This is a genomic window from Enterobacter sp. MGH120 (genome assembly GCF_001037725.1).
Lineage (GTDB): Bacteria > Pseudomonadota > Gammaproteobacteria > Enterobacterales > Enterobacteriaceae > Enterobacter > Enterobacter hormaechei_C.
The window spans coordinates 3,766,303-3,786,979 of record NZ_KQ089940.1 but is presented as its reverse complement, the minus strand read 5'-3'; the positions used below and the strand labels follow the sequence as shown (position 1 = coordinate 3,786,979).

Sequence of the window (20,677 nt, the reverse complement as noted above, 5' to 3'; positions counted from 1 at the left end):
TAATAGCGGCAGTTAAGCCAGCACTGAGATCTTGAAAGAATAGGTAAAAAGGTAAGAAAAGGAATCGCGGTACAAAGGTGTGCGACCACCTTCATACCGCTAACCACAAACAACTAAAAGGGAGTTGATTATGGCTGCGAAGAATTCTATGCCAGAGCGGGCTATTGCCCAAACAGAAAATGCAGATCTAGAGATTCAGCAAGAAAATCGCGAGAAGCTACGCAAAAAACGCATCCGGGCGTTGCATGACGAGCCGGTTCACTCTGCGTATCTTCATGAAAGAGGAGAGGCGGATTACGCCTGTGTGGAACTTTATACTCGAATGGAGCGCAACTATCTGCCGTTAACCGGCGCGTGGTTAACCCGCGCAGGGTTTAAAGCAGGAATAGCCGTGAAGATCCGCGTGATGCCGGATTGTATTGTGATTACGCCGCAAAATTCCCGTGAGCTGTGGGGCTGTCTGGAAGGCGTCAGTGCAACGTATACCAACAAACTGAAGATGATGAAGTGGCTGGAGACGTTTCCGGGAGCGTTAATTGATACGGGGGATTTGCCCGTGAACGAAAGTGGAAAAGGGTAGCGCTTAAGATTAACCAGGCGATCCAGGGAATACCAGGATCGCCGTTTCTGAGCAGCAGCATACATTGATCTTTATGAGCCAGGTAAATTATGCGTTACTCTTCTCTTTCTGAGCGGGTTTCATCCATGCATCGCCATAAAGAATATTACCTTTCACATAATTCCACTGAATGCCCCGGAATCGAAGCCCAACAACTTCATGCATATTCGGGGCTGAGCTGCCCGGGTAATAAACATGCGTGAAATCCAGAGATGAGATCACCACGCTATCAAGCGTAATGGTGTAGATCTCTCTTTCTGCTCCCGCTTCAACAATTTCATAATATTTGATAATGGCTTTTTGCAGCCGTCTGCCCTCGCAGGCGGCAACGGCAAGATAAGGGCTCACTTTATCCAATTGCTTATGCACGGTAACCGGACTATGCTGCCGTGTTCCGGTCATATTTCCGGTATGACTGTCCACTGCCTGCTTAATGCCATAACTGCTGTTCATGATTTCAATAGCACCTTCCCGGCCTGGCATCATACAGTCGCCCTGAACCTGCATTCCGTTCTCATCGAAGAGAAATAAGTAAGCGGGTAATGACATTATAATTCTCCTAAGTTGATTTGTTTTCCGTTATTATCAACATCGAATTGGTGTACATATTTTTTATTGTTTAATCCGTAATGAATAACGTAAGTACGACCATTTTCCCATTTTATATTTAAACATGTATCCGGGTAGGAGATGTCTAAATTATTATATCCCGACCCTGTTACGATAGTGATTTTATGATCTTTACTTGAATAAATAGTGTAAAAGTTCAGGACGTCATTTTTATCTATGCTAAAACATAGGCGGTTACCATTAATAAATGTAAATCTATTTTTGGGGGCGCGATTACCTCCCGGGCATCCAGTGATTAAAATGCAGAGGATAAAGATGACAAATATGTTTTTCATCCTGGAAATCCCTTTAAGACATTTTTGTATTTTTGCAGAAGGAAATACAAGCTTTCCCTAAGTTTTAAGTCTCTGTATTGTAATAATTCTTCATTCCTCTCCAAACCAAAGTATTTCAATAACCAGTAATCGCTTACAATTGACGCTTGCTGCTCTAACCCATAATGCAATAAATCTACTTTATCTAAGCTATAAGTATAGTCAGCAATACCGGAAAATAATCCTCTTGTTCTGACAAACATCCCTTTTTGAGTTTGCCAGACATGCATCATCTCATGCATGAATCGATGTTTTTTAACAATGTCATCCTCTAGCGAAAAATCCGGCGAATACGTTTCCTCTCTGTACCACATCTCCCCGTTGGGACTCATCGCCACATCAACGGGTTGCAGATTAAAAGGAAGATAGCTTTCCCTGTGTACCCACACCAGATGATAACGGATGCTGTAACCGTAAAGCGTCTTCGCAAGGGCGATTTCACCAATTGTGAGCTGTCGGATCCCGCCCGGATTAATCGGGGTTCCCGAAGTGGGGTGAATTCTTTCATTAACCGGCATGTCAATTCCCTTTTGTTAATATGGGTATTGGCCGTAAATAATACTCCTGACCGTGAGAGAAAAAAGAAAGCACATTTCCTAAAAATTCCGCCTGACAGTCCAGGTTGACATAACTTTAATGATAATTATTTTCATTTAAACATAGCCTGTGCTATACCTTATAGCACAGGCTAATTTTGCTTTGAATTTAATCACCTCAGGAGACTTCTGCGATGCATCCACGGCAAGGATTGAAGCGTTTGTTGCTCGGCGCGCTGCTCATGACCGCGACTACTACCGGCGCGCTGGCGGTTGAAAAGTTCCAGGTCATCACCACTTTTACCGTTATCGCTGATATGGCGAAAAACGTGGCGGGGGATGCCGCTGAGGTCACCTCCATCACCAAACCGGGCGCGGAAATTCACGAATACCAGCCCACCCCGGGCGATATCAAACGCGCGCAGAAGGCACAGCTGATCCTGGCGAACGGCATGAATCTGGAGCTGTGGTTCCAGCGCTTTTATCAGCATCTGAACGGCGTGCCGGAGGTGATTGTCACCAAAGGCATCACCCCGATGGGCATCAGCGAAGGGCCCTATAACGGCAAGCCCAATCCGCACGCGTGGATGTCGCCGGACAACGCCCTGATTTATGTCGATAACATCCGCGACGCGTTGGTGAAGTACGATCCGGCCAACGCACAGACCTACCAGCGCAATGCGGAAGCCTACAAGCAGAAGATCACCGCCACTCTCGAACCGCTGCGCAAGCAGGTGGCGGAGATACCGGAAGACAAACGCTGGATGGTGACCAGCGAAGGGGCGTTCTCCTATCTGGCGCGGGATTTGGGCCTGAAGGAGCTTTACCTGTGGCCGATCAACGCCGATCAGCAGGGTACGCCCCAGCAGGTGCGCAAGGTTATCGATCTGGTGAAAAAACATCACATTCCGGCGGTGTTTAGCGAAAGCACGGTCTCGGATAAGCCCGCCCGTCAGGTGGCGCGTGAAACCGGCGCCCACTATGGCGGCGTGCTGTACGTCGACTCTCTGAGCGCGGAAAACGGCCCGGTGCCGACCTATATCGATCTGCTGAACGTCACCACCCGCACGCTGGTGCAGGGCATCCGCGACGGGATGAAGGAGTAACCATGCAGAAAGGGATTGTTGTAACCGACGTGACCGTGACCTACCGCAACGGCCACACGGCGCTGCGCGACGCGTCGTTCAGCGTGCCGGGCGGATCGATTGCCGCCCTGGTGGGGGTGAACGGTTCCGGCAAGTCCACGCTGTTTAAGGCGGTGATGGGGTTTGTGCGGGCGGCGAGCGGCACTATCTCCATTCTGGGGCTGCCGCCTCACCGGGCGCTGCGTCAGAACCTGGTCGCCTACGTGCCGCAGTCGGAAGAGGTCGACTGGTCGTTTCCGGTGCTCGTCGAGGACGTGGTGATGATGGGCCGCTACGGGCATATGGGGTTTCTGCGTCGTCCCAAAGAATGCGATAAGCAGATCGTCACCGACGCCCTGAAGCGTGTAGATATGCTCGAGCTGCGCCATCGGCAGATTGGCGAGCTGTCCGGCGGGCAGAAGAAGCGCGTGTTTCTGGCCCGTGCGATTGCCCAGCAGGGCGAGGTGATCCTGCTCGACGAGCCGTTTACCGGCGTGGACGTCAAAACCGAAGCCAGGATCATCAGCCTGCTGCGGGAGCTGCGCGACGAGGGTAAAACGATGCTGGTCTCGACCCATAACCTGGGCTCGGTCACGGAATTCTGCGATTACACGGTGATGGTCAAAGGCACCGTGCTGGCGAGCGGCCCGACGGAAACCACCTTTACCGCCGAGAATCTCGAGCGCGCCTTTAGCGGCGTGCTGCGCCACGTGGTGCTCAGCGGCTCGGAAGATCGCATTATTACCGACGACGAACGCCCCTTCGTCACGCACCGTCAGGAGGCCAAATGAACGTGCTTCTCGAACCCTTCGGCTACGAGTACATGCTCAACGCGATGTGGGTCTCGGCGATGGTGGGCGGGCTGTGCGCGTTTCTCTCCTGCTATCTGATGCTCAAAGGCTGGTCGCTGATCGGCGATGCGCTGTCGCACTCCATCGTGCCGGGCGTAGCGGGGGCCTACATGCTCGGGCTGCCGTTCTCGCTGGGGGCGTTTTTATCGGGCGGGCTGGCGGCGGGCAGCATGCTGTTTCTCAACCAGCGCAGCCGCCTGAAGGAGGACGCCATTATCGGGCTGATCTTCTCCTCGTTTTTCGGGCTGGGGCTGTTTATGGTCTCGCTCAACCCGACCTCGGTGAACATTCAGACCATCGTCCTCGGCAATATTCTGGCTATCGCCCCGGAAGATATCGTCCAGCTGGCGATTATCGGCGTGGTGTCGATAGTTATCCTGCTGTTCAAATGGAAAGATCTGATGGTGACCTTTTTTGATGAGAACCACGCCCGCGCCATCGGCCTGCGTCCTGAACGCCTGAAAATTCTCTTCTTCACGCTGCTGGCGGTCTCTACCGTGGCGGCGCTGCAAACCGTCGGCGCATTTCTGGTGATCTGTCTGGTGGTCACGCCCGGCGCGACCGCGTGGCTGCTGACCGACCGCTTCCCGCGCCTGCTGATGATTGCGGTCGCCATTGGCAGCATCACCAGCTTCCTCGGCGCGTGGGCCAGCTATTACCTGGACGGCGCCACCGGCGGCATTATCGTGGTCGCCCAGACGCTGCTGTTCCTGATGGCGTTCGTCTTTGCGCCGAAGCACGGACTGCTTGCCAGCCGCCGTCGGGCGCGGGAGGCACACCCATGTTGACGCTGCTTCTCGAACCCTTCCAGTTTGCGTTTATGAACAACGCGCTGCTGATTTCACTCCTGGTGGCCGTGCCCTGCGCGCTGCTGTCGGTTTTTCTGGTGCTGAAAGGCTGGGCGCTGATGGGCGACGCCATGAGCCACGCGGTGTTTCCCGGCGTCGTGCTGGCCTGGATGATGGGCCTGCCGCTGGCGCTGGGCGCGTTCGTGGCCGGTCTTTTCTGCGCGGTCGCCACCGGATATCTGAAGGATAACAGTCGCATCAAACAGGATACGGTCATGGGGATCGTCTTTTCCGGCATGTTCGGCGCCGGGCTGATCCTCTATATCGCCGTCAAACCTGAGGTGCATCTCGACCACATTCTGTTCGGCGATATGTTGGGTATTAACGGGATGGACATTCTGCAAAGCGGTCTCGTCGCGGGGCTGATTGCGCTGGTGATTGGCCTGAAGTGGCGCGATTTTCTGCTGTTCTGCTTTGACTATCAGCAGGCGCAGGCGAGTGGCCTGCGCACCCGCTGGCTGCACTACGGCTTACTGTGCATGGTTTCGCTGACCATCGTTGCGACGCTGAAAGCGGTGGGGATCATTCTGTCGATTTCCCTGCTGATTGCGCCCGGCGCCGTGGCGGTGTTGATTACCCGACGCTTTCACATGGCGCTGCTGGTGGCGGTCGCCGTTTCAGCGCTGGTGTCGGTAAGCGGCGTTTATGCCTCGTTTTATCTCGACAGCGCGCCTGCGCCGACCATTGTGGTCCTGTTCGCGATGGTGTTTATCGTGACGTTTGTGGTGACCAGCGTGAAGGCTCGTCGCCAGGAGCGTGTGACAGCAGGGTGATGACCTGTTCGCCGTGCTGCTGCCAGTGCAGGCGGAAGGCGGTGCCTTCTTCAAAGCCTGCCAGTTGACGGGTCAACGCCAGCGTGAGCGTCTTGTCGTCGAGCTTGGTAACGCGGGCGCAGTCAAAACCCATCCAGGCCTGTACCTGCGGAAAGAGGGCCTTAAACAGGCTCTCTTTGGCGCTGAAGACCAGCGTCAGGGCGAGGGCGAACGGGTATCCCAGGCGGGAAAGCACAGGTTCTTCCTGCGTATCAATAATGCCGTCTTTGATTTCCCTGGCTTCGTTTTCGAAGAGGATCGTTTCACAGTCGATGCCGATAAGCGCCGGGTATTGCGTGACGACGGCTATCGCCTGCGTGCCGCTGTGGGTGATGCTGCCGGAAATACCTTGCGGCCAGAGCGGTTCCCCGCTGGGGCCGATGGCGGGCATGGTGTGGTCAGGTAAGGCGTGCGCGGCGGCGATGCGGCCTGCCAGGTGCTCGGCCTTGCGTTTGCGTCCGGCGTCAGCGAGCTGGGCGTGGTGGGGGAGCCAGAGGAGATCGGCGTCGGTAAAGGTGGCGGGGTCGAAAGTGATGCGGTGGAGGGTGTGGCCGGCGAGAGAAAATGTGCTGTGGGTGGTGTGCATGGTTTTTCCCCTCACCCTGACCCTCTCCCCGGAGGGGAGAGGGAAGGATTGACTTCAGTGCCTTAAAAACGCGTATTCACGCTCATATACCAGGTACGGCCCGGTTCATTATACGTATACGCGCCCGCACCGTACATATACGCGCCGGTGGTGGTATTACCCGTGGTCTGGGCGTTACCCGCACGCCACTGGCGCTTGTCGAAGACGTTGTCCACGCCGCCGGTCAGGCTGACGTTTTTGGTCACGTCCCAGGTCGCGCTCAGGCCAACGATGCTGTACGGGCTGACTTCGTCTTTCTCAGACCCGGTCACCGGCAGACCTTTGTAGTTGTACTTCTTCGGCTGCTGCTTGCCATACCAGGTGAAGGTCGACTGCAATGAGACATCCTGACGTACCTGCCAGCTCAGGGTAGAGTTCAGCGTATACTCCGGGATGATCGACAGACGATCGCCGGTCTCCTTGTTCTTGCTTTGCAGCATGTAGGTGATGTTGTTGGTCCAGTTGATGGTGTCGCTGACCGGCACGTTCAGGGAGCCTTCCAGACCTTCTACTACCGCCTTCGGCACGTTTTCCCACTGGTAGATATCGGTGGTGACTTTGCCGGTGGACGTCTGGCCAATCGGCGCGTAGCCCGCTTCAATCTTGTTGCGGTAGTCGTTGCGGAACCAGGTCACACCCGCCAGCCAGCCATCGCGTTTCCACTCCAGACCAATCTCTTTGTTGATGCTGGTCTCCGCTTTCAGATCGTCGTTACCCATCATGTAGCAGCCCACGCCGTCGGAACTGGCGTAGCAGCCCTGGCCTTTACTGTACAGCAGGTAGTTCGGGTTGGTCTGATACAGGCTTGGCGCTTTATAGGCGCGCGCGATGCCCATCTTCAGGGTGAAGTCATCCCCCAGACCCTGCGACAGGTTCAGGGACGGGCTCCAGTTATTACCCACAATGGTGTGGTGGTCGAAGCGCAGGGCAGGGGTCAGCATGGTGCTGTCGGTCAGCTCCATGTTGTTTTCGGCAAACAGGGAGAAGATCTCCGCTGAAGTGTACGGGCTACGGTCTTCGCTCATGCCCGGAATGGTGCCGCCCTGCTGGGTTTGCGTGAAGGAGGTCGAGTCCTTCATGCGCTGCTGGTTCCACTCGGTGCCGAGCGTCAGGTTTTGATTCACAATGAAATCAATCGGCAGGTTGATTTCGCTGTGCAGCATCACGTCGGCCAGGTCGGTATCGGTGAATTTATTGCTGTTGAACAGGCCTTCCAGACCCCCCGCCAGGCCTTCGCCCAGACGTGAGTTGCGGGTGTGTTCGTACTGCGCCCAGTTGCTGGTGGTAATGCCGTTATCCCAGCCGCCGTTCCAGGTCACCGCGAAGTTCTGACGATAGATACGGTTAGTCTCTTTACCGTAGTTCTTCTTCACCAGCCCGCTTGAGCTGTTGTCGTTGTTGGTATTCTGGGTATCGCCCGCGTAAAGGTTGTTCTGGCGGCTGTATCCCGCCTCAAACTCCAGGGACTGCATAGGCGCAAAGTCCCAGCGCACCACGCCGTTGATGTCTTTATTCTCGACCCCTTCACGGCCTGCCGGCAGCGTGTCGGCATATGCGCCGGTACGGTCAGACTGATGGCCCTGGTTAATGTCCCAGGCGTCGGCCTGGGTTTTATCCAGGTTACCGTACATGCGGAAGCTGAAATCCCCGCCCAGCGGGCCGCTCAGGCTGAAGTTAGTGCGTTTGGTGGAACCTTCGTCTTTATGCTCTGGCGCATTCAGGTAGGTGTTCCAGGAGCCGTGCCACTGGTCGTCAAATTTTTTGGTGATGATGTTCACCACGCCGCCCGCCGCACCGTTACCGTAGCGGGCAGCAGCCGGGCCACGGATCACTTCGATGCGCTCGATCATCTCCGGCGGGACCCAGCCGGTATCGCCGCGGGTATCACGCTCGCCGCGCCAGCCCAGACGGATGGAGTTGCGGCTGGTGACCGGCTTGCCGTCGATCAGGATCAGGGTGTTTTCCGGGCCCATGCCGCGAATGTCAATCTGACGGTTGTTCCCGCGCTGGCCGCTGGTGGAGTTGCCGGTCAGGTTAACGCCCGGCATGGTGCGGATGATTTCCGCCACGTCGCGCGCGGGCGGGTTTTTGCGGATCTCGTCGGCGGTGATGGTCGACACGCCCGGCGCCTGCAAATTCTGCTCGGCGGCGGTGATCACCATGGTGTCTTCATGCTGCGCGGAGGCGGTGTTGTCGTCTGCCATGACGGGCAGCGCGACACCATAAATCCCTAAATTGACCAGCAAGGCCAGAGAGTGAATCTTCTTATTCATTGTACGTCCCGCTTTTATGGTTATTTAATGAGCGCGCTTCCCACAGCGCGGGCATTACGCTATTGCAAATGCAAATAGTTATCAATAATATTATCAATAAAATTTGCTCTGAAACAAAAAAGACTGTTAAACATGGGGTTATAAGGGTGACGGCGTTAACAACCGGAAGTAAAGCGTGGTGGCAGGCGAAAGACGGGCCGGAACGGGAACGTCATCAGGAAAACTATCGCGTGACATTCTGGTGGCGGGACCCGGCGGGAACGCAGAAAACGTCGACGGTTAAACGCGTCTGGCTCTACGTCACCGGTGTGACCGATCACCATCAAAATGCCCGTCCGCAGTCCCTTGAACGTATCCCGGATACCGACGTCTGGCAGTGGCAGGGCGAGTTCAGCCCCGAATGGCGCGGCAGCTACTGTTTTATCCCCTCCGACAATGAAAACGATTTTGCCAGCGCAGTGTTTGAAGGCGATCAGCCGGACCGCATGGCGCTGCGCGAAGGCTGGCGCAAACTGTTGCCGCACGCGGTGTCCGACCCGCTGAATGCCCAGAGCTGGCGCGGCGGGCGCGGGCACGCCGTCTCGGCGCTGGAGATGCCGGAGGCGCCCGTACAGCCCGGCTGGAACCATCCCGATACCCCTTACAAAAAGCCTGTCTGCATTGAGTGGCACAGCGCGCGTCTGAAGAACCGTCGCCGCGTGTGGATTTTTACCACCGGGGATGAAAGCCCCGAGCGCCCGCTGGCGGTGCTGCTCGACGGGCAGTTCTGGGCCGAAAGCATGCCCGTCTGGCCTGCGCTGGCGTCGCTCACCCTTGAAGGCAAACTGCCGCCTGCGGTCTATGTCTTAATCGACGTGATTGACACCGCACACCGCAGCCGCGAGCTGCCGTGTAACCCTGATTTCTGGCTGGCGGTGCAGGACGAACTTCTCCCGCAGGTGAAAAGCATGGCCCCGTTCAGCGACCGCGCCGACCATACCGTGGTGGCGGGCCAGAGCTTCGGCGGGCTCTCTTCCCTCTATGCGGGCCTCAACTGGCCGCAGCGTTTTGGCTGCATCCTCAGCCAGTCCGGATCCTACTGGTGGCCGCACCGCGGCGCGCAGCAGGACGGGCTGCTCATCGAACAACTCAAAGCGGGTGACAAAACCGCTCGCGGGCTGCGCATCGTCCTTGAGGCCGGGCGCAACGAGCCGCTTATTTTGCGCGCAAACCAGGCGATCCTCGCCGAACTACACACTCAGCAACCGGTTTTCTGGCGTCAGGTTGACGGCGGACACGATGCGCTTTGCTGGCGCGGTGGGCTGACGCAGGGGCTGATGACCCTCTGGCAGCCGCTTATTCAATAACGGAGTCTGTATGGAATTCAGCAATCCTTTCGATAATCCGCAGGGACAGTTCGCCATTTTGCAAAATGACCAGGGGCAGTACAGCCTGTGGCCGCAGCAGTGCGAGTTGCCCGCGGGCTGGCGCGTGGTCTGCGAACCGCAATCTCAGGAGGCGTGCCAGCAGTGGCTGGCGGAACAGTGGCAGACGCTTGAGCCGTCATGTTTTGCGAGGGAGCGCGCATGAACCGTCTCCCTCTTGTCGCCGCCCAGCCCGGGATCTGGATGGCAGAGCAGCTTTCCTCCCTGCCAAACGCCTGGAGCGTCGCGCACTACACCGAGCTGAAAGGCGCTATCGATGCGCCATTGCTGGCAAAAGCCATCGCTGAAGGCATGATGCAGGCCGACACCCTGCGGATGCGTTTTGCCGAAGATAACGGTGAGGTGTGGCAGTGGATCGATGAGGCCATGCTCCTGCCGGAGCCGTCCATCGTGCGCGTTGACTCCCACGACGCCGCCGTGGCGCTGATGGAGGCCGATCTCAACCAGAACCTGCGCGTCGACAGCGGTCAGCCGCTGGCGTTTCACCAGCTGATCCAGGTGGGAGAAAGCCACTGGTACTGGTATCAGCGGTATCATCATCTGGTGGTGGATGGCTTCAGTTTCCCGGCTATTACCCGTCAGATCACCGCCATTTACGCTGCGTGGCAGAAAGGTGAATCCACGCCGGCCTCGCCGTTCACCCCGTTCGCCGAGGTGGTGGAGGAGTATCAGCGCTATCGCGACAGCGAGGCGTATCAGCGCGACGGTGCTTTCTGGGCCGAACAACGCAAACAGCTTCCTTCTCCGGTCTCGCTCTCTTCCGCGCCGCTGCCGGGACGCGCCGCCACCACCGATATCCTGCGCCTGAAAATTGCGATGGACGGCCGTGCGTTCAGCCAGCTTGCACAGAAGGCAGGCCAGGCGCAGCGTACCGATCTGGCCCTTGCGCTGGTGGCGCTGTGGCTGGGCCGCCTGACCGGACGGCTGGACTACGCCGCCGGGTTTATCTTTATGCGCCGCATGGGCTCCGCCGCGCTGACCGCGACCGGACCGGTGCTCAACGTCCTGCCGCTGGCGGTGAATATTCGCCCGCAGGAGAGCCTGCCGGAACTGGCGCTGCGCCTGGCGAACCAGCTGAAAAAGATGCGCCGCCATCAGCGTTACGACGCCGAGCAGATCGTGCGCGACAGCGGACGTGCCGCAGGCGACGAAGCCCTTTTTGGTCCGGTGCTGAACGTCAAGGTGTTCGATTATCAGCTGAATATCGACGGCGTGGAGGCCATTACCCACACGCTGGCAACCGGCCCGGTGAACGATCTGGAGCTGGCGCTGTTCCCGGACGAGCAGGGCGGACTGAGCATTGAGATCCTCGCCAACGGGCAGCGTTACGACGAGGCGACGCTGAAGGGGCACGCGGCGCGCCTGAACGCAATGCTGACGCAGTTTGCCGCCAATCCGGACCTGCGCTGTGGCGACGTGGAAACCGTATCAGAGCAGGAATACGCCCGGCTGGCGCGCATCAACGATACCGGGCTGGCGCTGCCGTCCACCACGCTGGCGGATCTTGTGGCGGAGCAGGCGAGCAAAACGCCGGACGCCCCCGCGCTGGCGGATGCCCATACTGAACTGAACTACCGCCAGCTGCGCGAGCAGGTGGTCGCGCTGGCAAACCTGCTGCGCGCGCGCGGCGTGAAGCCGGGCGACAGCGTGGCGGTGGCGCTCCCGCGCTCGGTGTTCCTGACCCTGGCGCTGCACGGGATTGTTGAAGCAGGCGCCGCCTGGCTGCCGCTGGATACCGGTTACCCGGATGACCGTCTGCGGATGATGCTGGAGGACGCGAAGCCGTCGCTGCTCATTACCACCGACGAGCAGCTTCCGCGCTTTAACGATCTGCCGATCGCCACCTTTAGTTACAACACACTATTACCGGCCACCGATGCTGAACCTCTGCGCCTGGCGAAGCCGGAGCAGACCGCGTACATCATCTTTACCTCCGGTTCGACGGGGCGTCCAAAAGGGGTGATGGTCGGCCATACCGCCATCGTTAACCGCCTGAAGTGGATGCAGGATCATTATCCACTGGCGGCGCATGACGTGGTGGCGCAGAAAACGCCGTGCAGCTTTGACGTGTCGGTGTGGGAGTTCTGGTGGCCGTTTATCGCCGGGGCGAAGCTGGTGATGGCCGAGCCGGACGCGCACCGCGATCCGCTGGCGATGCAGGGCTTCTTCGCAGAATATGGCGTAACCACCACCCACTTCGTGCCGTCGATGCTGGCGGCGTTCGTCGCCTCTCTGACCCCGGAAAACGCTGTGTGCTGCAAAACCCTTAAGCAGGTGTTCTGTAGCGGCGAAGCGCTGCCGACTGCGCTGTGTCGCGAGTGGGAACAGCTCACCCATGCGCCGCTGCACAACCTCTATGGCCCGACCGAAGCGGCGGTGGATGTGAGCTGGTATCCGGCGTTTGGCCCCGAGCTGGCGGCGGTGGAAGGCAACAGCGTGCCGATCGGCTTCCCGGTGTGGAATACGGGGCTGCGCATTCTGGACGCGATGATGCGCCCGGTGCCGTTCGGCGTGGCGGGGGATCTCTATCTCACCGGCATCCAGCTGGCGCAGGGGTATCTGGGACGCCCCGACCTTACCGCCAGCCGCTTTATCGCCGATCCGTTTGCCCCCGGCGAGCGAATGTACCGCACCGGGGACGTTGCCCGCTGGCTGGACAACGGCGCGGTGGAATATCTGGGCCGCAGCGACGATCAGCTGAAAATCCGCGGCCAGCGCATCGAGCTGGGCGAAATCGACCGGGCGATGCTCGCGCTGCCGGATGTGGCCCAGGCGGTGGCGCACGCCTGCGTGTTCAACCAGGCGGCTGCCACGGGCGGCGATGCCCGCCAGCTGGTGGGATACGTTGTCTCTGAATCCGGCTTACTGCTGGATCGCGACGCGCTGCTTGCATCACTCAAAGCCCAGCTGCCACCGCATATGGTGCCGGTGGTGCTGCTGCAAATCAGCGCGCTGCCGTTAAGCGCCAACGGCAAACTGGATCGCAAGGCGCTGCCGCTGCCGGAGCTGACCAGCAAAACTTCCGGTCGCGCGCCCGAGACGCAAACCGAAGTCACCGTGGCGCAGGCGTTTTCTGCCCTGCTGGGCTGCGCGGTGAACGATATCGAGGCCGATTTCTTTGCCCTCGGCGGCCACTCGCTGCTGGCGATGCGCCTTGCGGCTCAGCTCAGCCGTGCGTTCAGCCGCAAGGTCACGCCGGGGCAGATTATGGTCGCCTCGACGGTGAGCAAGCTTAGCGCCCTGCTGGACTCGCAGATGAGCGACGAGCAGGCGCAGCGTCTGGGGTATGAAACCGTTCTCCCGCTGCGTGAAAGCAACGGCCCCACGCTGTTCTGCTTCCATCCGGCGTCCGGCTTTGCCTGGCAGTTTAGCGTCCTGGCGCGCTACCTCAGCCCGCGCTGGTCAATCGTCGGCATTCAGTCTCCCCGGCCTGAGGGGCCGATGCAGCAGTGTGCGGATCTCGATGCGGTGATCGAACATCATCTGAAGACGTTGCGTAAGCAACAGCCGCAGGGACCGTATTATCTGTTCGGCTATTCCCTCGGCGGCACGCTGGCGCAGGGCATTGCGGCGCGTCTGCGCGAGCAGGGTGAAGACGTAGCGTTCCTCGGCCTGCTGGATACCTGGCCACCGGAAACCCAGAACTGGGCGGAGAAAGAGGCCAACGGCCTCGATCCGGAGGTGCTGGCGGAAATTGAGCGCGAACGCCAGGCGTTTATTGCCGCCCAGCAGGGACAGGGCTCCAGCGAGTTGTTTAACGCCATTGAAGGCAACTATGCGGACGCGGTGCGGCTGCTCACCACGGCACATAGCGCGCGGTTTGACGGTAAAGCGACGCTGTTTGTCGCCGAGCGAACGCGAACCCTCGATCCGCAGGCCGCGTGGGCGCCGTGGGTGGGTGAGCTGGAGGTGTACAGCCAGGACTGCGCCCACGTGGATATCATTTCACCGCAGGCGTTTGAAAAGATTGGGCCGGTACTGAAGGAAATTTTGGGGTAACGTTTAAAGCCCCTCACCCTAACCCTCTCCCACGGGGAGAGGGGATGGTTTGCTCCCTCTCCCTGTGGGAGAGGGCCGGGGTGAGGGCATCAGACCGCACGCTTGCCCAACGGCACCACCAACGGCGTACCCGCCACCGGATCGTCAATAATCATGCAGCGCATGCCGTAGATCCGCGCGATCAGATCCGGCGTCACAATCTCCTTCGGCGCGCCCTGCGCCACAATCTCGCCGTCGCGCAGCGCAATCAAATGCGTAGCGTAGCGGCACGCCTGGTTTAAATCGTGCAGCACCGCTGCCAGGGTGTAGCCCTGCGTACGATTCAGTTCGCTCAGCAGCTCTAGCAGGTCAATCTGATGGCTGATATCCAGCCAGGTCGTCGGCTCGTCCAGCAGCATGATGGAGGTCTCCTGCGCCAGCACCATCGCGATCCACGCGCGCTGGCGCTGTCCGCCGGAGAGGGTATCGACGCTTTGCTGGGCAAGATCGGTGATGCCCGTCGCCTGCATCGCGCGCTTCACGGCCTCGTCGTCCTCCTTGCGCCAGCGGGTAAACAGCGGCTGGTGCGGATAGCGCCCGCGTGAGACCAGCTCCTGCACGGTAATATCCCCCGGCGTGGTGGCGTTTTGCGCCAGCAGCCCAATTCGGCGCGCCACCTCTTTGCTGGCGAAGCGCTGGATCTGCTCCCCGTCGAGGAACACGCTGCCCTCAACCGGCGACATCAGGCGGCTCAGCGTGCGCAGCAATGTCGATTTGCCGCAGCCGTTTGGCCCGATGATGGCGGTGAAGTGGCCGTCCGGAATGGCAACGGATAAGTCCCGGGCAATGATTTTTTTACCGTAGCCGAGGGTCAAGTTTTCGCCGCGCAAGCGGGGTGTTGAATCTGTCATTTCTTGCGTGACTCCTGAACGAGCAAGACGATGAGGTAAATCCCGCCGAGGCTGACGGTCACCACGCCCACCGGCAGTTGATAAGGCGTAAACAGCTGCTGAGCGCAGAGATCGGCGGCCAGCAGTAATACTGCGCCGCACAGCGCTGCCTGGGTTAATCCCCAGCGCGCGGTGCCGCTAAGTCGCCGCGCGATATGCGGCGCGACAAGGGCAATAAACGAGATCGGCCCGGCGATGGCGGTAGACGCTGCGGTCAGCAAGACCGCCACCAGCATCAGCATCAGGCGCGAGCGCTCTACGCTCACGCCCAGCGCGCAGGCGCTGTCGTCGCCCATCTCCAGCAGCCGCATGCGCCTGACCAGCAGCAACGCGCCAATAAACATCAGGATAATCAGCGGCGCGGCGGGCCAGGTTTTTCCCCACGTCAGACCGTTGAGGGAACCGGCGTACCACAGCCCGGCGGAGAGTGCGGTTTCCAGCGACGCCTGTAGCAGAAGCCAGGTGTTAAACGCCATCAGCATCGCGCGGATGCCGATCCCGATGATGATCAGGCGGAAGGTGTCGATGCCGTTGCGCCAGGCCAGGGCCCAGATCAGCAGGGAGGTGAGAATGCCGCCCGCCATCGCCGTAAAGGTAATGGCCATGAGATGCTGCCCGAACAGCACCATCGCCACCAGCACGCCGCTCCACGCGCCGGTATTCAGGCCCATCACGTCCGGGCTGCCGAGGGGGTTACGCATCAGCGACTGGAATATCGCGCCGCTGACGCCAAGCGCCGCGCCAACCAGGATCGCCATCGCCACGCGCGGCAGTCGCCATTCGGTGACCACCATGGTGATGTTACGCGGCGCGCTGCCGGTGAGAGCATGAAAGACCTGCGCGAAATCAAGCGTTACGGCACCGCTTTGCAGGCTCCAGACCGCCAGCAGCAGACTGGCGACGACCAGCAGGGCGACGCTGGTGAGTAATCGACGGGACGGGGCCATCATGCGCCACCCCCGCGTCTGCGTCGTACCAGGAAGATCAGCACCGGCGCGCCGATAAAGGCGCTGACCACCGAGACGCGCAATTCACCCGGCACCAGCAGGCGGCCCAGTACGTCGGCAAACAGCAGCAGGGCAGGGGTCGCCAGCAGCGTGACCGGCAGCGACCAGCGGTGATCCGCCCCCACCAGCCAGCGCGCCATGTGCGGCATCATCAGGCCGATAAAGGCAATCGGCCCGACGACGGCGGTCGCGCTGCCGCACAGCACGGTGATGACAAGCAGGCCCGTCAGCTGCGTGCGCGCCACGCGGTTGCCGAGGGCGGTCGCGGTGTCGCTGCCGAGGCTCAGGCTGTTGAGCGCCCGGCTTAAACACAGCGCCACGGCGGCAGAGATAAACACCGGGAATGCCACCACTTTCAGGGTATCAAGGGTACGGATATCCAGCGAACCGGCCTGCCAGAAGCGCAGCTGGTCATACACGTCCGGGTTGAGCAGGGCGATGCCGTTCGATAAGCCTTCCAGCACCGCCGCGAGCGCCACGCCCGCCAGTGTCAGACGTACCGGGCTGAGCTGTCCGCCGCCCTGGCTGCCGGTAAAGGCCACCACCAGCGAGGCGGCCAGCGCGCCGCAGAAGGCCATCACCAGCTGTTCAGACGGAGAGGTGAAACCAAACAGCGCCGCGCCGAGCACAATGGCGAAACTGGCACCAGAGTTCACGCCGAGAATGCCAGGGTCCGCCAGCGGGTTGCGGGTGAGGGTTTGCATCAGGGCACCGGCAAGCCCGAGTGCGCCACCGGCCAGCAGGCCGGCAAGGGTGCGGGGCAGGCGGGCGTCGAGCACGATAATGCAGTCGGCGCTCTGGCAGGTACCGGAGAGCGCATCGACAATAACGGACGCGGGCAGCGGCTTCGCGCCAACCAGCAAACTGAGTGCAATCGCAAGGATCAACAGCAGCAATAAAACGGGCACGGCTACGGCGCGCACCGCGGAAGAGGAAAACGACATAGCAACGTCCATGATGTGATAATGATAGTAATTATCGTTATCTATCTTATTTGGCTATGTTAGCATGTGCGCCCATGGAAATGGTAGACCGATACCTCAAGGCCTTGTCATGAATCAAAAATCCTGGCTGCTCAACCTCAGCCTGCTGAAAACGCACCCGGCGTTTCGAGCGGTTTTTATCGCCCGCTTTATCTCCATTTTATCCCTCGGCCTGCTCGGGGTCGCCGTGCCGGTACAGATCCAGACCATGACCCACTCCAGCTGGCTGGTGGGGTTATCCGTCACCTTAACCGGCGGGGCGATGTTTATCGGCCTGATGGTGGGCGGCGTGCTGGCGGACCGCTACGAGCGTAAAAAACTGATCCTGCTGGCGCGCGGCACCTGCGGGGTGGGCTTTGTCGGGCTGTGTCTGAACGCAATGCTGCCGGAGCCGTCGCTGATGGCGATTTATGCCCTGGGCCTGTGGGACGGCTTTTTTGCCTCGTTAGGCGTGACGGCGCTGCTGGCGGCCACGCCCGCGCTGGTCGGGCGCGAGAACCTGATGCAGGCGGGGGCGATCACCATGCTCACCGTGCGTCTGGGATCGGTGATTTCGCCGATGGTCGGCGGCCTGCTACTGGCGACCGGCAACGTGGCGTGGAACTACGGCCTTGCCGCGGCGGGAACCTTTATCACCACCCTGACGCTGCTGCGTCTGCCGCTCCTGCCACCGCCGCCGCAGCCGCGCGAGCATCCGCTGAAGTCCCTGATGGCCGCGATTCGTTTTCTGTTCAGCAACCCGCTGATTGGCGGCATTGCGCTGCTCGGCGGCCTGCTGACGATGGCGAGCGCCGTGCGCGTGCTGTACCCGGCGCTGGCGGGCGAGTGGCAGATGAGCGCCTCAGAGATTGGCGTGCTGTACGCCGCCATTCCGCTCGGCGCCGCGTGCGGGGCGCTGACCAGCGGAAACCTGGCGCAGAGCGCGAGACCGGGGTTAATCATGCTGGTGGCGACGCTGGCCTCGTTTATCGCGATTGGTTTCTTCAGCCTGATGCCGGTGTGGGCGCTGGGGGTGATGTGTCTGGTGATTTTTGGCTGGCTGAGCGCGGTCAGCTCTCTTTTACAGTACACCCTGATCCAGACCCAGACGCCGGAAGGGATGCTCGGGCGCATTAACGGCCTGTGGACGGCGCAGAACGTCACGGGCGATGCGATTGGCGCAGCGATCCTCGGCGGGCTGGGGGCGATAATGACCCCGGTGGCGTCGGCGAGCAGCAGCGGGTTTGTGTTAGCCGTGGTTGGCGTAATTTTATTGGCGGTTTTGGTGGAGTTGCGTCGGTTCAGGCAGAACCTGTAGGTCGGGTAAGGCGTAGCCGCCACCCGACAAAAAGCCCGGTGGCGCTGCGCTTACCGGGCCTACGGGAAACGTGCCTCTTATTTAAAAATTGAATTCAAACGCTGCAACACCAACATCGCGCTGTAATAATCCAGGCGGAACGTCTCCGTTCCCAGCGCCCAGACACGCTTGTTCTTGACCGACGGCAGATGCGCCAGCAGCGGATTGGCGTAAATCGCGTCCACGTCTTTCTGGTCGCCGGCAAACACGAACAGCCCTTCGCCGTTCAGCCCCGTCGCCAGGTTTTCCCCGCCCAGCTGAATAATGTCGTGACGCTTGCCCTGGCTTTTCGAGGTGTGCAATCCATCAGGTAACGCCGCCAGCGTGAAGCCCAGCTGGTGCAGCAGCTTGCCCTGAGCCGAGTCTGTCGTCCACAGGTTCGCCGTGTGCGCCGCGGCGGTGTAGACGATGGCGTTCACCGGCTGCGGCGGCAGCTTCATCTGCTGCTTCACCTGGGCGAGCTGTTTATCGAAGGCAGCGATGCGCTCTGCGGCCTGTTTTTCCTGCCCGGTGATCGTCCCCAACTGGGTCAGCAGTTCCTGCCAGCTTTTGTCGTCGTAGTTAATGATAAGCGTCGGGGCGATGGCGGAAAGCTGATCGTAGAGTGCCAGCGCGGAATCCCCGCCGGTGGCGCTGATCAAAATCAGGTCCGGCATCTGGGCCGCGACCGCTTCGGCGCTCGGCTCGCCGATGTACAGCCGGGCAACCTTACGCTGTTTCGCGATATCGCCCCACTGACGTAAAAAGCCCTGTGCATCCGCCACGCGGTTGTTTGGCGTGGTGGCTCCGCTGGCAATAACCGGGGCGTCAATGGCCAGCAGGGAGCCGGTTAGGGTCACGCTGGTGGAAACAATGCGCGTCGGTTTGCTCTCAAGCGTATGAACGCCGCGGCTGTCTGTAACCTGACGCGGCCAGTCGGCGGCCGTCGCTGAGGTTAGTCCTAAAACAAAAAGTCCTGTTAAAAGAAAGGCATTACGGCAAACGGCAGGGAGTTTCACAGAGCGGCATCCTGTTTTTGTTGAAGTTAATGCTTCTCATTTTCATGATTGCGGGGAAGGTATGCAAGCGTTAGTCGCACAAGTTGTTTGCTCTGCGGTTGACACCAGGGCGATGTGGGATTAGGTTAGCCGACGAAAATATAAATGATAATCATTATTACTGCTTTTATCATTTTAGGAGGATGATATGGATACGTCATTGGCTGAGGACCTTCAGCACACCGCGACCACGCTGCAATCAGACAGCTTTTTCTATATGTCGCCCTATCGCAGTTTTACCACGTCAGGCTGTTTTGCCCGTTTTTCTGAACCCGCCGTCGGCGGTGACGATCCGGCGGGCCCCTTTCAGCAGAAATTAGCTCAGGCTTTCCAGAATGCGAAAAACAGCGGCATTGCCCATCCGGTGATGGTAGGGGCGATCCCCTTCGATACCCGCAAACCGTCATCGCTGTTTATTCCGCAACGCTGGCAAACCTTCTCCCGCCCGGCGCGTCAGCAGTCCGCACGCTACGCCTCCGGCGCGCAGACGCTGAACGTGCAACAACGCACCGAGATCCCGCCGCAGCCGGTTTTCGAGGAGATGGTCGCTCGCGCCGCGTCGCTCACCGCCACGCCGCAGGTGAATAAGGTGGTGCTGTCGCGCCTGATTGATATCGCCACCGACAAACAGATTGATAGCAGCGCGCTGATGGAGCGTCTTATCGCCCAGAACCCGGCGAGCTTTAACTTCCACGTACCGCTGGAAGACGGCGGCGTGCTGCTGGGCGCCAGCCCGGAACTGCTGCTGCGTAAAGAGGGCGCGCACTTTAGCTCGCTGCCGCTGGCGGGCTCTGCGCGCCGTCAGCCGGACGATGTGCTGGATCGCGAAGCGGGCACTAAGCTGCTGGCCTCCGAAAAAGACCGTCACGAGCACGACCTGGTAACGCAGGCGATGAAAACCATTCTGGAACCGCGCAGCCATCATCTGACCATGCCGGCTTCCCCGCAGCTCATCACCACCCCGACGCTGTGGCATCTGGCGACGCCGGTAGAAGGTGACGCGCGTGAAAACGAGAACGCCCTGACGCTGGCCTGTCTGCTGCACCCGACGCCAGCGCTAAGCGGCTTCCCGCATCAGGCGGCAAAAGAGCTGATTGCCGAGCTGGAGCCGTTCGATCGTGAGCTGTTCGGCGGCATCGTCGGCTGGTGCGACAGCGAAGGTAACGGCGAGTGGGTGGTAACTATCCGCTGCGCGCGGCTGCATCAGAATACCGTTCGCCTGTTTGCCGGCGCGGGTATTGTGCCTGCTTCCTCCCCGGTGGGCGAGTGGCGCGAGACGGGCGTGAAGCTCTCCACCATGCTCAACGTGTTTGGTTTGCACTAAGGAATA

At 59.8% G+C, this 20,677-nt stretch carries 19 protein-coding genes; 10 read left to right on the top strand and 9 right to left on the bottom strand.

Annotated features, from left to right (window positions below; all coding sequences use genetic code 11):
• The first annotated feature begins 130 nt into the window (after window positions 1-130).
• The gene (locus tag SK54_RS22180; protein WP_023303254.1) at window positions 131-580 is read left to right on the top strand and encodes a SymE family type I addiction module toxin; all 450 of its coding nucleotides are present in this window, start codon (window positions 131-133) and stop codon (window positions 578-580) included.
• A gap of 87 nt (window positions 581-667) precedes the next feature.
• Here the strand turns inward: SK54_RS22180 and SK54_RS17725 are convergent, their stop codons facing one another.
• From SK54_RS17725 to SK54_RS17715, 3 genes are read right to left on the bottom strand one after another with little or no spacing between them, the layout of a single operon-like run.
• Window positions 668-1,168, bottom strand: coding sequence for an Hcp family type VI secretion system effector (locus SK54_RS17725; RefSeq protein WP_032620116.1), 501 nt, complete (start codon window positions 1,166-1,168; stop codon window positions 668-670).
• Window positions 1,168-1,524 carry a putative T6SS immunity periplasmic lipoprotein gene (locus tag SK54_RS17720; protein WP_017382527.1) on the bottom strand — a complete coding sequence of 119 codons (357 nt, stop codon included), beginning with the start codon at window positions 1,522-1,524 and terminating at the stop codon, window positions 1,168-1,170. Before SK54_RS17720 ends, SK54_RS17725 begins: the two co-directional genes overlap by 1 nt.
• Window positions 1,521-2,081 (bottom strand): hypothetical protein, encoded by a 561-nt coding sequence (locus SK54_RS17715; protein WP_017382526.1) that lies wholly within the window; start codon window positions 2,079-2,081, stop codon window positions 1,521-1,523. The genes SK54_RS17720 and SK54_RS17715 overlap by 4 nt, the downstream gene beginning before the upstream one ends.
• A 212-nt stretch (window positions 2,082-2,293) precedes the next feature.
• Here SK54_RS17715 and sitA point away from each other — a divergent pair, with 212 nt between their 5' ends.
• From sitA to SK54_RS17695, 4 genes are read left to right on the top strand one after another with little or no spacing between them, the layout of a single operon-like run.
• Window positions 2,294-3,205 (top strand): iron/manganese ABC transporter substrate-binding protein SitA, encoded by a 912-nt coding sequence (gene sitA / locus SK54_RS17710; RefSeq protein ID WP_048247688.1) that lies wholly within the window; start codon window positions 2,294-2,296, stop codon window positions 3,203-3,205.
• 2 nt (window positions 3,206-3,207) lie between these two features.
• Window positions 3,208-4,014, top strand: coding sequence for an iron/manganese ABC transporter ATP-binding protein SitB (gene sitB, locus SK54_RS17705; RefSeq protein ID WP_032647626.1), 807 nt, complete (start codon window positions 3,208-3,210; stop codon window positions 4,012-4,014).
• Entirely contained in the window at window positions 4,011-4,862 is an 852-nt protein-coding gene (gene sitC / locus SK54_RS17700) for an iron/manganese ABC transporter permease subunit SitC (protein ID WP_023296090.1), read from the top strand. The genes sitB and sitC overlap by 4 nt, the downstream gene beginning before the upstream one ends.
• On the top strand, window positions 4,856-5,695 hold the full coding sequence (locus SK54_RS17695; RefSeq protein ID WP_017382522.1) for a metal ABC transporter permease: 840 nt from the start codon (window positions 4,856-4,858) through the stop codon (window positions 5,693-5,695). Before sitC ends, SK54_RS17695 begins: the two co-directional genes overlap by 7 nt.
• Here SK54_RS17695 and entD read toward each other — a convergent pair.
• Together entD and SK54_RS17685 are read right to left on the bottom strand one after the other, a co-directional pair.
• The gene (gene entD, locus SK54_RS17690; protein WP_048247686.1) at window positions 5,631-6,320 is read right to left on the bottom strand and encodes an enterobactin synthase subunit EntD; all 690 of its coding nucleotides are present in this window, start codon (window positions 6,318-6,320) and stop codon (window positions 5,631-5,633) included. The two genes, SK54_RS17695 and entD, sit on opposite strands and share 65 nt — an antisense overlap.
• A 62-nt stretch (window positions 6,321-6,382) precedes the next feature.
• A complete protein-coding gene (locus SK54_RS17685) occupies window positions 6,383-8,632 on the bottom strand; it encodes a TonB-dependent siderophore receptor (RefSeq protein WP_048247684.1) in 2,250 nt (749 codons plus the stop codon).
• Between the two features lie 146 nt (window positions 8,633-8,778).
• Between SK54_RS17685 and fes the strand changes: the two genes are divergently transcribed.
• The 3 genes from fes to entF are packed head-to-tail and all read left to right on the top strand — an operon-like array spanning window position 8,779 to window position 14,055.
• Entirely contained in the window at window positions 8,779-9,978 is a 1,200-nt protein-coding gene (gene fes / locus SK54_RS17680; RefSeq protein WP_047063316.1) for an enterochelin esterase, read from the top strand.
• A 10-nt stretch (window positions 9,979-9,988) separates the two neighbouring features.
• The gene (locus tag SK54_RS17675; RefSeq protein WP_048247683.1) at window positions 9,989-10,201 is read left to right on the top strand and encodes an MbtH family protein; all 213 of its coding nucleotides are present in this window, start codon (window positions 9,989-9,991) and stop codon (window positions 10,199-10,201) included.
• Window positions 10,198-14,055, top strand: coding sequence for an enterobactin non-ribosomal peptide synthetase EntF (gene entF / locus SK54_RS17670; protein ID WP_048247681.1), 3,858 nt, complete (start codon window positions 10,198-10,200; stop codon window positions 14,053-14,055). Before SK54_RS17675 ends, entF begins: the two co-directional genes overlap by 4 nt.
• A gap of 89 nt (window positions 14,056-14,144) precedes the next feature.
• On the opposite strand, the gene fepC is transcribed toward entF, so the two are convergent.
• From fepC to fepD, 3 genes are read right to left on the bottom strand one after another with little or no spacing between them, the layout of a single operon-like run.
• Window positions 14,145-14,945 carry an iron-enterobactin ABC transporter ATP-binding protein gene (gene fepC / locus SK54_RS17665; protein ID WP_032647637.1) on the bottom strand — a complete coding sequence of 267 codons (801 nt, stop codon included), beginning with the start codon at window positions 14,943-14,945 and terminating at the stop codon, window positions 14,145-14,147.
• Window positions 14,942-15,931: an iron-enterobactin ABC transporter permease gene (gene fepG / locus SK54_RS17660; RefSeq protein WP_072203935.1), complete on the bottom strand. Its 990-nt coding sequence runs from the start codon at window positions 15,929-15,931 to the stop codon at window positions 14,942-14,944. Before fepG ends, fepC begins: the two co-directional genes overlap by 4 nt.
• Window positions 15,931-16,935, bottom strand: a complete 1,005-nt coding sequence (gene fepD, locus SK54_RS17655; RefSeq protein WP_017382515.1) for a Fe(3+)-siderophore ABC transporter permease — start codon at window positions 16,933-16,935, stop codon at window positions 15,931-15,933. The genes fepG and fepD overlap by 1 nt, the downstream gene beginning before the upstream one ends.
• A gap of 109 nt (window positions 16,936-17,044) precedes the next feature.
• Here fepD and entS point away from each other — a divergent pair, with 109 nt between their 5' ends.
• Complete coding sequence (entS, locus tag SK54_RS17650) at window positions 17,045-18,271, top strand: enterobactin transporter EntS (RefSeq protein ID WP_017382514.1); 1,227 nt, start codon at window positions 17,045-17,047, stop codon at window positions 18,269-18,271.
• 77 nt (window positions 18,272-18,348) lie between these two features.
• On the opposite strand, the gene fepB is transcribed toward entS, so the two are convergent.
• Window positions 18,349-19,308, bottom strand: a complete 960-nt coding sequence (gene fepB / locus SK54_RS17645; protein WP_039271374.1) for a Fe2+-enterobactin ABC transporter substrate-binding protein — start codon at window positions 19,306-19,308, stop codon at window positions 18,349-18,351.
• Between the two features lie 187 nt (window positions 19,309-19,495).
• On the opposite strand from fepB, the gene entC reads away from it, so the two are divergent.
• Window positions 19,496-20,671 (top strand): isochorismate synthase EntC, encoded by a 1,176-nt coding sequence (entC, locus tag SK54_RS17640; protein ID WP_039271372.1) that lies wholly within the window; start codon window positions 19,496-19,498, stop codon window positions 20,669-20,671.
• The last annotated feature ends 6 nt before the right edge of the window (window positions 20,672-20,677 follow it).